General features: G+C 40.9%; 9 protein-coding genes. 2 read left to right on the top strand and 7 right to left on the bottom strand.

What is annotated here, in order from left to right; translation table 11 throughout:
* The first annotated feature begins 157 nt into the window (after positions 1-157).
* Positions 158-1,312 carry an IS110 family transposase gene (locus FHG08_RS10665; protein WP_178955965.1) on the top strand — a complete coding sequence of 385 codons (1,155 nt, stop codon included), beginning with the start codon at positions 158-160 and terminating at the stop codon, positions 1,310-1,312.
* 400 nt (positions 1,313-1,712) lie between these two features.
* Here FHG08_RS10665 and FHG08_RS10660 read toward each other — a convergent pair whose 3' ends face one another.
* On the bottom strand, positions 1,713-2,501 hold the full coding sequence (locus tag FHG08_RS10660; protein WP_178955963.1) for a trypsin-like serine protease: 789 nt from the start codon (positions 2,499-2,501) through the stop codon (positions 1,713-1,715).
* A gap of 296 nt (positions 2,502-2,797) precedes the next feature.
* On the opposite strand from FHG08_RS10660, the gene FHG08_RS10655 reads away from it, so the two are divergent.
* Positions 2,798-3,763: an integron integrase gene (locus FHG08_RS10655; protein WP_178955961.1), complete on the top strand. Its 966-nt coding sequence runs from the start codon at positions 2,798-2,800 to the stop codon at positions 3,761-3,763.
* A gap of 129 nt (positions 3,764-3,892) precedes the next feature.
* Here FHG08_RS10655 and FHG08_RS10650 read toward each other — a convergent pair whose 3' ends face one another.
* The 6 genes from FHG08_RS10650 to FHG08_RS10625 all read right to left on the bottom strand — a co-directional run bounded on the left by FHG08_RS10650 (position 3,893) and on the right by FHG08_RS10625 (position 15,982).
* Positions 3,893-5,605 carry an alpha-amylase family glycosyl hydrolase gene (locus FHG08_RS10650; protein ID WP_178955951.1) on the bottom strand — a complete coding sequence of 571 codons (1,713 nt, stop codon included), beginning with the start codon at positions 5,603-5,605 and terminating at the stop codon, positions 3,893-3,895.
* Between the two features lie 70 nt (positions 5,606-5,675).
* Positions 5,676-8,078 (bottom strand): glycoside hydrolase family 15 protein, encoded by a 2,403-nt coding sequence (locus tag FHG08_RS10645; protein WP_178955949.1) that lies wholly within the window; start codon positions 8,076-8,078, stop codon positions 5,676-5,678.
* Positions 8,079-8,114: 36 nt separating this feature from the next.
* The gene (locus tag FHG08_RS10640) at positions 8,115-9,605 is read right to left on the bottom strand and encodes an MFS transporter (protein WP_178955947.1); all 1,491 of its coding nucleotides are present in this window, start codon (positions 9,603-9,605) and stop codon (positions 8,115-8,117) included.
* Positions 9,595-11,454 (bottom strand): alpha-amylase family protein, encoded by a 1,860-nt coding sequence (locus FHG08_RS10635; RefSeq protein WP_178955945.1) that lies wholly within the window; start codon positions 11,452-11,454, stop codon positions 9,595-9,597. Before FHG08_RS10635 ends, FHG08_RS10640 begins: the two co-directional genes overlap by 11 nt.
* Before the next feature lie 138 nt (positions 11,455-11,592).
* Positions 11,593-13,086, bottom strand: coding sequence for a tryptophan halogenase family protein (locus FHG08_RS10630; protein ID WP_178955943.1), 1,494 nt, complete (start codon positions 13,084-13,086; stop codon positions 11,593-11,595).
* Positions 13,087-13,186: 100 nt separating this feature from the next.
* Positions 13,187-15,982: a TonB-dependent receptor gene (locus FHG08_RS10625; protein ID WP_138604861.1), complete on the bottom strand. Its 2,796-nt coding sequence runs from the start codon at positions 15,980-15,982 to the stop codon at positions 13,187-13,189.
* Positions 15,983-16,438 lie beyond the last annotated feature (456 nt).

Here is a 16,438-nt window from a genome sequence, read left to right as displayed (position 1 = left end):
GACTCTAAAACTGTGACCAAAATTAGTTGACCACTACACTTTGAAACATAGACATAATGACTCCCACACGGTGTTAGCCTCCGCTTTTCGTGGGTTAGCTTAATTCAAAGCCAGAGCCATAATTAGTTTGTCAAATAACTATACAGCAGAGGCTAACATGAATAAACATAGCATACTTTTTATCGGTCTTGATACACATAAAGAATTCAATGAAGTCGCCTATATTGAAGAACATAGAGGCGCTCAACCTGTTCATCTTGGCCGAATTCCCTCTTCAAAAGTGGCCGTTCAAAAGCTTGTTCGTCAGTTCGAATCTAAATACCCTGGCGCAACGCTACACTTTGTTTATGAAGCAGGTCCCTGTGGTTATTGGATTTATCGATTGATTACCAGCCTTGGCCATTGCTGTTATGTGGTTGCCCCGTCTCTTATTCCTAAAAAACCAGGCGAGAAGATTAAAACCGATAAACGTGATGCCCTTAAGCTCACTAAATTACTTAAATCTGAAGATTTAACACCTATTTATGTTCCCGAGCCTGAAGATGAAGCTGTACGTGATTTATCTCGCGCACGCGAAGTAGCCATGAAAGATTTAAAAGATGCTAAATATCAATTAAAAGCACTGCTGCTTCGTAATAATATTAATTACAAAGGCACTGCAAATTGGTCACAAAAGCATTTACGTTGGCTCACTGAGCTTGTGTTGCCACATCCCGCGCAGCACATCGTTTTACAAGAGTTTTTTCACACGATTAATGAACGAATAAGCCGACTTGAACGGCTAGACAATGAGCTAACACATCACGTCCATCAATGGCGATATTACCCTGTAGTAAAAGCAATACAAGCTATGCGTGGTGTTCGTTTGTTGGTCGCCACTGGCGTTGTGGCTGAGCTTGGCGATTTATCGCGATTCGACCATCCCCGCAAATTAATGAGTTACCTCGGTCTTGTACCCAGTGAACACTCGAGTGGTGGCAAACGCCATATTGGCGCCATCACAAAATGCGGGAACGGCCGAGCAAGGCGCCTTCTTGTGGAAGGTGCACATACTTATCGCTATGCAGCAAATATATCCACAGATATGCAAAAACGACAAGAAGGTTTACCAAAGGACATTATTGATATTGCGTGGAAAGCACAGCTTAGGCTCTGCAAGCGATATAAAAAAATGATAGCCAAAGGGAAACACTACAACCTTGTTGTCACTGCAATTGCCCGAGAAATGATTGCGTACATATGGGCCATTGCTAAAGAAGTGGTGCTTACGCCAGTGAATACAAAACTGAGATTGGCAAGAGTACCCGCATGATAAACGAATTAGAGTTAATGCATGGGATCAAGCATCGGGTGTGGCACAACCACCGACGGCGTTAGGATGGCAATGCAGCTAACGCTGCATTGAACCACGAACATAGACTGAAGACAGGTGCCACGACGAAATAAGTAAGGTCTGCTCTGTTACTAGAAATAGTAATAACCAACGAATATCAGCAAGATAACCGACGACATTACTTGCTTCATCCTATGTATTAACTCGCTCTAATTCGAGCTAAAGTAATTATGGCTTAAAAAGTTAGGCAAGGATCAGTGTGCTTAACTTGACAGTGGGAGTCATACCAACGCCCTGTTAACAGGCAATAAAATAGTTGGTTAAAATAAGCGACGAAGGAGCAAAAACCAACTGTTTTTTGTCCTTGTTTAACAGCTTGTTAGCTACCCAATACACCTAATATCCAGTCATAGTAATTTGACACCCTAACTTGATAAGCAGTAGTACCATACAAACCACCTTTAAAAGTAGATATATCGCCATGCCCTAATTGCCAACTTGATAAACCTACAAGAAGAGGGACGCCTTCTTGAAAGATAACAGAAGCACCTCCGCTATCCCCTGAACCATGCATGCCTTCAAGTGGCAATGCGTTTTCTGGTTCGTCAAATGTAAATGTTAACCAGTTACCTTCCGCGCTATTAATAATATTTTGAAACTGGTTCATCACACGAAGAGATTTAGTATCTGGGTCTTCGCCAGTTAATCCGTTCCCAGTAGCCCCCCTACCATAGACTGTAATTGTTTTGCCTTTTTCACTTTTACCAGAATATATATTGATTGGTTTTACACCGCTAACAGTTGAAGCTAATTTGATTAACGCTATATCACTTCTAGATTTGAAAAAATCCATTAAGGGCGCCAAATCACCTTTAAGTAAATTTTTATTAGGTTGAGTGTAATCTGGGTGTATATGAACGCTTTCAATTTCATACTCTTTTGAACCAATTAATAAATCTTTGCCAACATAATCATAAAAAATAGTGTGCGCTACAGTTACAACCCATTGTGAACTTATTAATACACCATGTCCTTCATGGGGCATATCTATTAGGTATTCAGGCATTTTATCAATGACATAATTTTCAGGGGGAACATCATGTCTCTTCACTACAGCATTGCTGCATGTAGAAAAGAAAATAATGGATAAGATAAATAAAGTTTTCATATTACGTCCATGTTCATTGATGGGTAGCTTACAGCTTATTCAAAGGATCTAAACCCGCAAGTTGTAGACATAAAATCCTTTTATTTTTTAATACTTTAAGTTTAACTCTGTATCTAACACTTATGCGATCGTCGGCAGCGTCAGATGTGTATAAGAGACAGATCTAAATGTAAATCAAGGGATTTATATTTGTTGTTTTTTTGTTGTTGTAAAATACAAGAAATAATCCCGCGAGTTGTTGAAAAAAAACTAAATACAACTACTGTTTTTATATACAGCACCAGCTAGAGCAGATTATGCCTTCTATATTTTTAGAATCAATCCGTGACTTTATGATAACGCGTCGTTATGCCAAGCGTACTATAGACACTTATCAATATTGGATAAAATTTTACATTTTATACCATGGTAAAAAACATCCGGCGCAATTGGCAGAGTCGGAGGTTGAGCAATTCTTATCTTATTTAAGTAATCAGCGTAATGTTGCAATGAAAACTCAGGCAACGGCTTTAAATGCTTTGGTATTTTTATACCGTCATATTATTAGTCGACCGTTATCACTTGAAATGAATTTTAATAAATCACTCGTGTCACCTAAATTACCGGTAGTACTGACCCGTGAAGAAATACAGCGTTTATTATTGGCAATGGATCCAAAGTATAAACTTATCGCTCAGATACTTTACGGTAGTGGTCTACGTTTAATGGAAGCTGTAAGGCTACGGGTAAAAGATGTCGATTATGACTATGTCTCATTAATGATTTGGCAGGGCAAAGGCAATAAAAACCGCAGAGTAACATTAGCACTCGAACTACTGCCGTTGTTGCGCAGCCAAAGTCACTTGGTAAATGACTACTGGCATCGAGACAAACAAGCAACAGACTATGCCGGTGTCTGGCTTGCGAATGCATTAGCTAGAAAATACCCAGCGGCTCCTTATGAAATGAGCTGGCAATATTTGTTTCCTTCTGCCCAGTTAAGCATGGACCCAGAAAGTAAAAAGCTGCGTCGCCACCATATTGATGAAACAACGGTTCGTAAAGCAATTAAACAGGCAGCAAAGCTGGCAAAAATTCAAAAAAATGTTACCTGCCATACACTACGGCACTCGTTCGCTACCCACTTACTTGAATCTGGTGCAGATATACGCACCGTGCAAGAACAACTCGGCCATAGCGATGTTCGCACCACGCAAATATATACGCATGTTTTACAACAAGGCGCGAATGGGGTAATTAGCCCACTAAGTAAAATATTATAAAGTATGAATTTAAAGGACTTTTATCTAATCTAATAAGCTTTAAAAATGAGCTATAACTTGGGGCAATGCAATAAAAGCACTTTAACCAAAAGGGGCTAACGTATGTTAGCCCTTTTGTGTTTTTTTTATTTATAGTGTGTTGTTTAGTAACAATAAACCATAGCCAGCGAGTTGCTCGCCATTGAGGTCGTGTTGCCAGCTAGGCGTTAACCCATTGTGTTTGATGCTGCTGATGCTTTGCGGGTTAGCGGTTAAGTTAAGCACAAACATACTTTTACTGCCGTTTAACTCGCGGGTTATTTCAACAAGGCCGTTGTTATGCTGTGTTAATTCGTAACTGCCTTTAATACCCAGCTCTGGGCGCTGTTTTTTTAGTGCGATTAAGTGCTGATATAAACGCCACAGTGAATCAGGTTGTGCTTGTTGCGTTTTTACATTGCGATCAGCAGCATTAATTTGCTGTGCTAAATATTCAGGCCACCACTGGGTGTAGTTATCACCAAACAGTTCAGCCTGCTCAATCCAACTTGTTTGAGCTTGAGTAAAACCAGCTTGGTTGCTGTTATTCCACTGCATTGGTGCGCGTTTATACACATCGTGACCTGTGCCACCTTGTGTTAGGCCAATTTCTTCACCGTAATAAATATACGGCGTGCCAGGAGAGCTAAATAACATGGCAGCAGCAAGTTTTGCTTTATCGTCGTGCTCTGCAAGTTGATAAGCAACACGTTCTTGGTCGTGATTAGTTAAAAACGGTGCAAAAAAATCAAGTGGTGCAGTTGAATCAATACGCTGTTGTAAATTTTGTTTGAGCACATTGGCATCAACTGCGTTGATTTTTTGGTTAGATTGCATGGTGCCAAATTGCGCTTCACCACTGGCATCGGGTTTTAATAAGCCCAATATTTTATAGCCTACTTCAAAATCAAAGCCTTGATCGAGGCCTTTACCTTCGCCAAAGTATTTTGCCGCAACGGGAATGTCAGCCCATGCTTCACCCACTAAGTACGCCTCTGGATCAACGCTTTTTACGTATTGGTTAAAATGCTGCCAATATGCAATGGTTTCGTCGGTATCGGCTTGCGCATCTGCGCCACCTTCCATTGCAAAACGTACTGCGTCTAATCTAAACCCTGCAACGCCTTTATCAAGCCAAAACTTAGCCATTTTTTCCATTTCGGCAACAACATCAGGGTGGCGTAAATTCAAGTCAGGTTGGCTCGCTCCAAACGCACCATAGTAATACTGCTGGCGTGTTTCATTCCAATGCCATACGGCATCTGGTTGGTCGTTATTACTCCATGCGTGGCCCCAGCCACTTCCGGCTTTTGGCATATCGTCGCGCCAAATAAAGTAATCTGCATAAGGGGCTTCTTGTTTTGCTGAACGCTGAAACCATTCATGGTTACTTGATATATGGTTTATAACTAAATCAAGTATGACTTTCATGCCTTTGTCGTCAGCAGCTTTTATAAAGGCTTCAAACTCGGCCATGCTGCCGTAGTCGTTTTCTACTTGGTAAAATTCAGTAAAATCATAGCCATGATAAGAAGGTGCTTCAAACATTGGGGTTAACCACAGTGCATTTACACCGAGGTCTTGTAGATACGGGAGCTTTTGGGTCATACCATTAAAATCGCCATGACCATCAGCATCGCTGTCGTAAAAACTGCGGGGCCAAATTTGGTAAAAAATGGCGGTTTCCCACCATGGGTTTGCTTGTTGTTCAGTATTTAGTGGCGATGTTTCGGTGTTATTCGTGACGTTATTTAATGATGGTGCGCTTTGGCAGCCTGTTAGCATGATTGCTAATGCTAATGCGCTCAAGGTAAATGTTTTCATTTCAGCCTCGTTATTATTGTAATAAATAACATAGCCGTATTTTACTACGGCTGTGTTAATTAGTTTGCGGTTATTTTAGTGCTTTAGTTACCACTGGGTAATGATCCCATACCTGCTTGTCGCTTAGTGAGCGCACTAGCTTTACGTATTCCGCATGTGTCCACGCCAGTGGTGTGGCCGAGTTTGTACCCTCGCCTAACGTGTAACCCGCTTTATTAATGCCTACACCATCCCATACTTGTTCAGGTAGCATCATGCCTTGGTTAGCAAATTGCTCTAGGCCTTTTACATAACTATTTTTAATAGCCTGCTGTTTTGTTGCATCTAAACTGTTATTGGCATTTGCGGCGGCAATTTCGTAATGACCACGTTCACCGGTAAAAAATGGCCAAACTCGCCCACGTTGACCTGGGCTATTTTTTCCACCTTCGGCATAGTTAGCGCCCGTTACTTCGTCTTCACCGTATCCGTCATTACCATAGCGGCGGTAGCCTGCAAATGTGCCGCTGCCGTCAGTAAACTTAAAGCTGTATTTAACTTGTAGGTTATCTGTTAGGGTTTCGTCATCATATTCTGGCAATGTTTTTACTATGCTAGGCGATAGTGCATCACGTACGCCATAGCGAACAAGTTCTAAAAATCCACCATCGAGTATTTGCTTTTTATTAAAGCCTTCACGGCCGTTGTTGGCGTTAATTTTAGTATTTGAATTGGCGTCTTTATCTTGGCCAATGCGAATAAAGTATTCACCATCAGAAGCGCTCGACTCTAAATTACCAGCCGTTGTAAACATTAATTTTTCAATATCATTGTTATAACGCTTAGCTGTATTTAGATAACGTGTTGCATTGGCTTCATCACCTGCTAGTTTAGCGATATCGGCTGCAGTAATTAAACCAGTAACAACAGCGGCGGTGGTTGATGGCGAATACCCTTCTTGCTCTTCCCAGCGTTCTTGCTGAGTGGCTGGCGGCGTTATTTGTGTACCGTTCCATAGAATGTTTGCACGACCACCCTCAACTAAAAAGTCTGCCGCAGGTTTTAACATACGACTATACCAATCAGTGAGCTCTGCATCACTTAATACACCTGCCTGATGGAGTTTCCATGCAAGCATGAGTGGCATTGCTGTTTGGTCTAGCTGTACGCCTACCCATTCTAGTTCACCATCAACATGTGTTTTTTGTAAAAACCACCCTGTATCGCCTTTATTGCCTGGGGTTTTGCTGTTTACTTGAACTTTTTCAAGGTATTCGAATGCGGTTTTAGCGGTCGCATTATCGCCCATGGCCATAAACGCCATGGCAACTTGATAAAAGTCGCGCACCCATACCGCTTTGTAACCAGTAGAGCCTGTTTTAGCCGATACGGTTTCGCCCCATGGGTTAGATAGTGAGGCAATAAGCGCACCTGCATGAGTTTTATCTTCTTGCGCTTTAAGTACCATGGCACTGGTGTAAAGTAACTTGCCGTTATCTGCGGTTTGTTCGCTCATGTTATTTAGCGGTGCAAGGCTTTGCAGGTAGTCTTGCCAACCGAGCGCTTCACCTTTACCGTTGTAATTATCAAGCACCGCTTGGTAACCTTTGGCTAACGTAGCTTGCCCTTGTTTAAAGCTAGTTTGTTCGCTATTACCAAAGCTTAGGGTTAAATCGAACTGGCTGTTTTCACCAATTTCACCCAGCTCGGCAAGTAAGCTAACATTACCTGATTGTTCACCGGTATTGTTATAAACCTGTGTAAGCTGCTGAGTTGTTTTCAGCTGATTTAAACCGTCGCTCTCACCTGTAAAACCAACACTTGTTTGTTTAAATGGCTGCGCACCTTGTAATGAAAGGTAGCTGTTGTCTTGCCATGCAAGCAGCCCTCGTTCTGTGGTTTTAGCAAAATCATCAAGGCCGTTATTATCAACATACGGGTTAACGCTTACGTATGCCTTAACGCCTTCAAGCTGGGTATTAAAAATACTGCGTACAAATAAGCTTTGCCCATCAGGATCGGTAAATATATGTTTTTCGAGGCTAAAGCGGCCTTGCTTATCTTTGCTTACTACTTTGTAAGCTAATGATAACGGGCGGCCTTTATCGTCTTTGTATAAGTAGTCAATGGTAACGTCTAAATCGTCAGCTTCGGTAACTGTAAAATCCTTTCCTACTACCACAAATTGCATGTCTTTAATTTGCGCTTGGTGAATAAGCCCAAACATTGTTTCGGTGATCATACCTTTAGCAATTGAAAACCATACTTTTGACACCGTTCCTGTAGGGGCTTCATCACTGTAATGGCCATTTTGATATTGCTCAAAAGATGTGCCAATACCGGTTTTGCCTGCATAGGCCCAAAATGGCTCTGCCCCAGGGGCACCTGGTGCCGATACCTGTATTACAGCGCTGTTTGATGGCTCTTGCTGCGCGCCACAAGCTGTTAAACCAAGCATTAATAAACTGGTGGTAATTGTATTTAATTTTTTCATTTTAAAGCCTTAATTAATTTCAGTTTACTCGTTACGTTACTGAGTATGCTTAACACGCAATACCGCAACCGCTGCAAGTACAAACGACACAGCGCCCAGTACTAATGCGTAAATAGGTTGGTTTTCAAAAAAGTGGCGTAATATTAACCCCAGCACACTGGCGGCTAATAATTGTGGGATCACAATGAAAAAGTTGAAAATACCCATGTAAACACCCATTTTGTGACTCGGTACCGAAGTACTTAACATTGCATAAGGCAGAGATAAGATAGACGCCCACGCAAAGCCAACGCCTATCATTGGCCAAATAAGTAAGCTGGGATCTTTTATAAACATAAAGCTTGCTAGGCCCAACGCACCTAAAATAAGGTTAAGTGCATGTGCTACTTTTAATCCCATGCGTTTAACGATGATCGGGATACATAAAGCAGCAATCGCGGCAAAGCCGTTGTAAGCGGCGAATAATATACCCACCCAATCTGCACCGTTGTTGTAGGCTAACGAGCTGGTGTCGGTACTACCGTAATGAAAGCTAGTAACCGCTGAGGTGCTGTAAATCCACATAGCAAATAACGCAAACCAACTAAAAAATTGTACCCATGCCAATTGCTTCATCGCCTCAGGCATAGTGAATACATCATTCACTACATTATAAAAACCGCCGCTAGTGTGCTGTTTAGCTTTTAATGCCGCTGCAATAAATTGAATAACACCAAAACTAACTAACCCAGCAGCCAGCAAGTAAAGTTCTTTTTCCAGATCCAGCCCTAATACTGTGGCTAAAACAAGCAAACCTAAGCCGCTAAAAATAACGCCGCCTTTGGTAAAATTAACGCTATTAGTAATATTGGTTTGTGTTGTTTGTGATTCTTGTTGATTAAATTGTGCAAGCTGCTCGGGTGAGTACTCTTTTGTGGTGACAATAGTCCAGCCAACTGCAATAAATAAAATAACCCCACCAAAGTAAAACGAATACTTTACAGAATCAGGAATTTGACCAATCGGTGCGGTATTAGCAATATCAAACCAGTTGGTCATCATCCAAGGGAGTGCTGATGCAACCACCGCTCCCACACCAATAAAAAAGCTTTGCATGGCATAGCCTGTGGCGCGCTGCTTGTTTGGCAAGTTGTCGCCTACTAAAGCACGAAACGGTTCCATGGTAACGTTAATTGACGCATCCATAATCCACAGCATACCTGCAGCAATCCAAAGCGTAGGAGAATTTGGCATAATAAAAAGCGATAACGTGGTTAATATAGCGCCGTATAAAAAGAAAGGACGGCGGCGGCCTAATTTGCCCCAAGTTTTATCACTCCAATAACCAATAATTGGTTGCACAATTAAGCCGGTGAGTGGCGCTGCAACCCATAAAATAGGAATATCATCGACATTAGCGCCAAGTGTTTGAAATATACGGCTTACGTTACCGTTTTGCAGTGCAAAGCCAAATTGAATGCCTAAAAAGCCAAAGCACATATTCCATATTTGCCAAAAGCTTAAGGTTGGTTTGTTGTTATAATTCATGATCAGCCTTATTTGTTAAAACGGCACTGCTGAGTGCATCAAGGGTCAGCGTAAAGGTTGTATTTTGTTTCTCATCGCTCACCAAAATACTGCTATGCGACTCTAGTAGGTCGTATAGCGTTGAGTTTGGTTTGAGCATAGTTGCTTGATTCGGCGTGAGCGTAATAGTGACTGTTTGTGATTGCTGGCTAAAGTTGCTCAGCACCCATAATGATTGCTGGCCTAAGGTGCGTACAAAACCCACCACTCTATCACTGCCTGTTACCATCAAGGGTGCCATATCACCGGCAACAACAGCAGGTAAGCCATTAAGTTCCATAATTGCGATATAGTATTGACGTAACTGTGCTTGCTCAGGAGTTAAATTTGCGCCATCAAACTTGCCATTATTCATCCATGCTTGGTGCGCTGGTACGCCAATATAATCAAAAATACTGGTGCGTGTAGGCGAACCAAAGCCTGCGTTTTCTGATCCATCTTCACCTACGTCTTGACCAAAATAAAGCAAGGTTGGCGAACGACTAATTAAGTTAGAAACCACCATAGCCGGTTTACCCCATGCAGCGTTGCCAGCAAAGTCAGGACTTGCGATACGTTGTTCGTCATGGTTTTCTAAAAAGTGTAGCATGTGCTGTTCAATATCTGCCACTTCAGCTTGTGCTTTAAATAACGTGTTAGCGGGTTGCTTACCTTGCATAATCCCTTTTAGGGTGTCGTAAAAACCGACCTTGTCATACAAGTAGTCCATTTTACCTTGGTGAATATAGGTGCGGTACATCAATGGGTTATATACTTCGGCGAGTAAAAACGCATCGGGTTTATGTGTTTTTATTGATGAATTTAAAAAGCTCCAAAATTCAACGGGTACCATTTCAGCCATATCATAGCGAAAGCCATCAACCCCTTTATCTAGCCAATAAAGGGCAATATTTCTAAATTTATACCAACTATTTGGCAGTTCTTTATCTTGCCAAAATTCATAATGTGCACGGTAATCTTGGTTTTCAAGCGATTTAGGTAAAGTTGGAAAGTCTAGGCTGCCATCGGGTTTAACACCGTAGTTAACTTTTACCGTTTCGTACCAGTCGTTTATATCAGGCTTTGGAGCACGTGCACCATTGCCAGTCCATTTTGCTGGGATTTCACTAAATTGACCATCGGCTAAAGGGTGTTTGTTGCCACCTAATACTTGGTAGCTGTCGCTTGTTGGTACTTTAAATGATTCACCCGGTACATAGTAAAAATTATTATTTTTAGCATACGCCTTGCTAGTATCATCGTCCTCACCAAAGTCTTTCACGCCGTTAGGCTTTGAGATTGAGTGATAATCTCGAGCCACATGATTAGGAACAATATCAATAATTACTTTCATGTCATGCTCATGAGTACGCTCAATTAGCGCGCTGAACTCTTCGAGTCTATTAGTAACATTAATTGCCAAATCAGGGTTTACATCGTAATAATCTTTTATTGCATAAGGCGAACCTGCACGCCCTTTTACCACATCAGGATCGTCTTGTTTTATACCGTACTCAGTGTAATCCCCCACTAAGGCATGATGCAAAACGCCGGTGTACCACACATGCGTGGTACCTAGCTCTTTAATGCCTTTTAGTGCCTCGTCGTTAAAATCAGCAAACTTACCAACTCCATTTTGCTCTTTGGTTCCCCATGGCACATTAGCGGTTTGGGTGTTACCAAATAAACGAGTAAATACTTGATATACCACTGGCTTAACTGGGTCTGTTTGCTTAACTAACAAATCTGTTTTTGTCTCTTTGTCATCACTGCAACCGTGCACCAGCAATGCGCTGCATATAAGCAACGGCGTGTAAAATCTTTTTTTCATTGTGTGTGTCATTTTTATTTCAGTGTTGTTATAGGTTTATACTAAAGCTAAGTAAGGCTTGGTTACAGTTGCTGCATACGTATTCACAGCCATATTCAGTGACAATTAACCCGCAATTAAAGCACCACGTCACGCCACTTAGTTTGTTTTTAACTTAGCCAAAAACTCTTTATGAGTAGGTAGTTTATCTACCGTTGAATTTATTAGGGTTTTTAACGTTGCGAATAAATCCGTTAGTTGTTCACTGCTTAATGAATCAACAATACTGTTATAGTCATCTGGTATTAGGCCTTGACCTATAAATACTTGCTGCCAAGCTACTTCTGCAAATAACTCGTCGTTTTCGCGCACGACTTTGCCCGTTTGTTTAAATAAATCCATTTTATGCGCTAACGATTGAGGAATTTCCATTTGCTTACATTGACGCCAAAATGGGGGGTCTTCTCGCTCAGTTAATTTATAGTGCAAAATAATGAAGTCACGAATATGCTCGATTTCACTGATGCTTTGCTTATTAAATTCAGTTACTAACGCATCACTAACCCCATTATGAGGAAACAACTTAATTAAACGTGTGACCGCACTTTGTATTAAGTGAATACTAGTAGACTCTAAGGGCTCTAAAAATCCACTAGAGAGCCCTACTGCGACTACATTTTTATGCCACTGCTTTAAACGTCGACCTGTTTTAAATTTAATTAAACGCGGGCTTGTTGTTGGCTCACCCGGTAAGTTATTTAATAAAAGTGCGGTTGCTGACTCATCCGATAAATAGCGGCTGCAATACACTAAGCCATTACCTGTTCGGTTTTGTAGCGGAATTTGCCACTGCCAGCCTGCGTCATGTGCTATTGATCGCGTATAGGGCTTTAATTCGTTGCTGCCTGTTGATTGCACTGCAACAGCCCTATCGCAAGGTAAATAATGCGACCAATCAACAAACCCCGTATTGAGAGTTTGCTCAATTAAAAGTGCGCGCTGGCCAGTGCAATCTATAAATAAATCCCCTTGGATTTGGCTATTATCGTCAAGTGTTAAGTTGGAGATATTACCTGTGTCTGGGCATTGCTCAACACGTTCTATTTTTGCATCAATGTGTTTAACGCCGCGTGATAATGCAAGATTTTTTAAATATTCAGCATACAAAGTGGCGTCAAAGTGAAACGCATAACTAAGCCCTGGTAATTGAGTATTAGGAATAGTATTTAGTAGCGTAAATTTGTGCTGTTTAGCGGCTTGATAGTTAAGAGAAAAATCCCATAAAGAGTCCTCGCTGCCATTAATGTGCCCTTTTACCCAGAAATTATAAAAGTCACAAAAGGGAAAATCTTTACCAAACGAGCCAAATGCATGCATGTAGCTATGCCCTGGTGTTTTCCAATTTTCGAACTCTATACCCAGTTTGATAGACGCATTGGTGGCATTTATAAAATCTTGCTCATTAATACCGAGCGCATTATTAAGCCCAATAATAGGAGGAATAGTGGCCTCTCCCACACCTATAGTGCCAATGCTACTTGATTCAATAAGGGTAATATTAATTACTTTACCTAACACTTTATTAAGTAGTGCTGCGGTTATCCAACCAGCTGTTCCACCGCCGGCAATGACGACATGTTTTATTGGCTTCATATTATTGCTCATGTTCATAAAGGTTGATAAAACTTAGGTAAAGTAGCTATAAAAAAGCCCTTGTAAAACTAATTACAAGGGCTTCTTAATACAAAACTTATTATAGCTTGTAGCTTACACCGAGTAAGTAAGTACGGCCATAATCTTGGTAGTCACGCACTTGCAGCGCATTATCGCCCTGCAATGATGTAAACGCTTCTTCGGTAATGTTTTGAATTTGGAACGTCATTGATAAGTTCTCAAAACCTGCAATACCAGAATCAGCAAAGTCATAGCCTACTTGCGCATCCCAAATAGTCTCGCCAAGTATATCAACTTGTTGTGTTGCAAAACCTGAACCGTAGATATCACCTTTAAAGTCACTACGTTTACGCATACTGGTACGTGCTTGGAAACCATTGCGTTCGAAGTATACAGTTAGGCTATCAATTTTATCTGACAAACCTGGTAGTTCGTAATCGTTTCCGTTTTGATCTTGCAAGTCTTGCTCAACGCTAGTGTGGCTCGCAATTAAACCAAAACCTTCTAACGACTCATGTAATACACTGAACGGGAATGATAATGAAAGCTCATAGCCCCATAAACTTCCGTCGCCACCATTCACTTTACTTGAACGAGTAGCTGTATTTCTGTCTGCTGGAGGCAACTCGCCGGTTGCAGGGTCTTCTTTACCTGTTACATCAACATCGTAACGCTCATCAAAAATCCATTGGTCAATGTCTTTATAAAATAACGCTGCTGAAAAGTAACCTTCTGCATCAAAGTAGTTTTCGTATGTTAAATCAAAGCCTGTTGCTTCTTTTGGTTCAAGCTCTGCATTACCACCAGAAATAGACCAGTAGTTACCATTTTCGTCTGGCTTTTCGCTGTTATAGCTTGTCTCAATCGATGCATGCATTTCATCAAGGCGAGCACGAGAAATTGTTTTAGCCGCGCCAAAACGAATTGTTTGCTCTTGGTCAATTGCAAAAGATAAGTTTAAGCTTGGTAATACATTTGAATAGTCGTGGCTAATATCAGTAGGTGATGCAACCACTAAACCATTAATATTTGATGCCTCAAAGCCTTGTGATGACTGCTCAGTGCGTACATAACGTATACCTACATTACCTGTTACCGGTATGCCACCAATTTCAGCGTTAATGTCTGCTTGAATAAATGCAGCGGTAACTTCTTCTTGAACTGTCCACGAACGGGTTAAGTGTTTTTGATCCGTTAAGCTTTCTTGCAGTAGATCGTAATAACCATCATTTACTAGGCCGTTAGTGTCATAAGCAATCATGTCACCCATGCCAATAAAGTCTAAACTTGCCGAACCTAAACGGTATTGCTCTGGTACTGATACCATGCCTGGATTATCTAAAGAGAAATCTTTTAAAGTCATGAAGTAGCCTTCAGACTGTTTTACTTTCTCACGGTCGCGGTAAGATAAACCAAAATTAATACGGCTAAAGTATTCGTTCTCAAGTACTTTACTGGCCGCTAACTTAAGCGTTGAAAGCTCATCGCTAATCTCTGGTGCATTAATAAAGCCATCTTGTGCGGTATTTTGATAAGCCGTGTCATTTAAGCCGTACTTGTTATTTAACGCAGCACTGCCACCCCAAGATAACGGGCCACCTAACTGAATTAAGTCGTAGTCGCTGTAATCAAGCTCATGAGTAAACTGTGCACCCGTATTTCCACCATCAAATGCATACCCTATGTTATCAGCAATACCGTTTGCATCGCCACGGCCAGTACCTGAATAACTTTCAATACTCCAAATAGTACGATCTACTTTTGAGCGGCTTGCATCAAACTCAACTGACCAATCATCGTTAATATCGTATTTTGCATTAAAACCAAATTGTGTGAGCTCTGCTTTTCGCTCTTCGTAGTCATTTCGTACAACAACGCGTTGCCCTTCAGTGACTGCACTGGTAATAAAGCCAGACTGTTCATCTACAGTAACACTATTTGGGTCGATGCTACCTTGACCCCAGGCGAAAGGTACTTCGATACCACGTAAGATTTTTTCATCATTAAAATCTACATATAGCGCATCAAACGTCATGTTTAAACGATCATTTGGTGCAGCTTCCACTACTAGCATCGCTGAATCACGTTCAAGTGTTGATGAGCGTACGAAAGGTTTAGCGCCGCCTAAAATTGAATAGTTTTGGCCATCATTCCCTGTAAACTCAGGGTAACCCCAAGAATTCCAACGTTTTTCTTGGTTTGGAGAACTCATTGTGTTGTAAGCAAATGCTACACCTATAGTGTCATCTGCAAACTGGTCTATGTATGAAACGGTGCCACGAAAGCCTTTGTCATCGCCATCCGGGTTTAATTTATCAAAGCTAGTTTGCTCATACTGACCATTAAACATGATCACTTGTTCACCTTTACTTAAAGGCTTTACCGTTTGCATGTCGATAACACCGGCAATGCCTTCAGCTTCAATGCTAGCACTTGGCGTTTTATAAACAGTAACACCGCTCATTATTTCTGATGGGTAAAGGTCAAACTCAACACCACGGTTGTCACCAATAGATACCTGCTCACGGCCATTAAATGTTGTTGCGCTTTCGTTTTCGCTAAAACCACGAACACTTACACGGCTAGCACGACCATCAAGACGCTGGGCTGTTAAACCTGGTAAACGTGCGATTGACTCTGCAATAGATGAGTCTGGAAGTTTACCAATGTCTTCTGCAGAAATTGACTCAACAACCTGTGTTGAAAAACGCTTAGTATTAATTGATTCAACAACACTACCGCGAAAACCTTTTACTTCGATGATTTCTACATCATCATTTTTTATTGTTTCTTCTTGTGCCGCGGTGGTGGCAAAGCTTGATAGTCCGGCAGCAGTTAATGCTAGCGTTAATATACTTGGTTTGAACATAGCCATAATGTTTTCCCGTTACCCATAATGTGATACCCGCTTACTTGTTTAAGTGATAGTTAAACATGCGAGCTTATTTTGTTGTCAGGATGAATATTAACGCTCGTATTATTTTATTAACAACTTTATGCATACGTATTCAAAATAGCATTACACAGCCAAAGTTAACATTAAATTTACAAACAAACATGTAAGCAACTGTTTTACAATGGATTATTTTGGTGCAATTATACTTTATGAGCTTGACGTTAACCTGTATTTATTTTTTTATGAAATAAGCCATTCATAAAACGACAATAAAGTGAAACAAAGTGATTTTATTTTTTAATTTATTATTAAACACACTATCTATTCAAATTAAATTGGTAAGACCAATACTAAAAAACACCAACTCAGTGCACACCTTTGTTTTTACGCACCTACATGGCGCAAACAATAAATTAACAACTCAATATTAGAATT

Source organism: Pseudoalteromonas sp. Scap03, from assembly GCF_013393115.1.
GTDB lineage: Bacteria > Pseudomonadota > Gammaproteobacteria > Enterobacterales > Alteromonadaceae > Pseudoalteromonas.
Note: the sequence above shows the minus strand (reverse complement) of the source record. Positions and strands in the feature narration are given on the sequence as shown.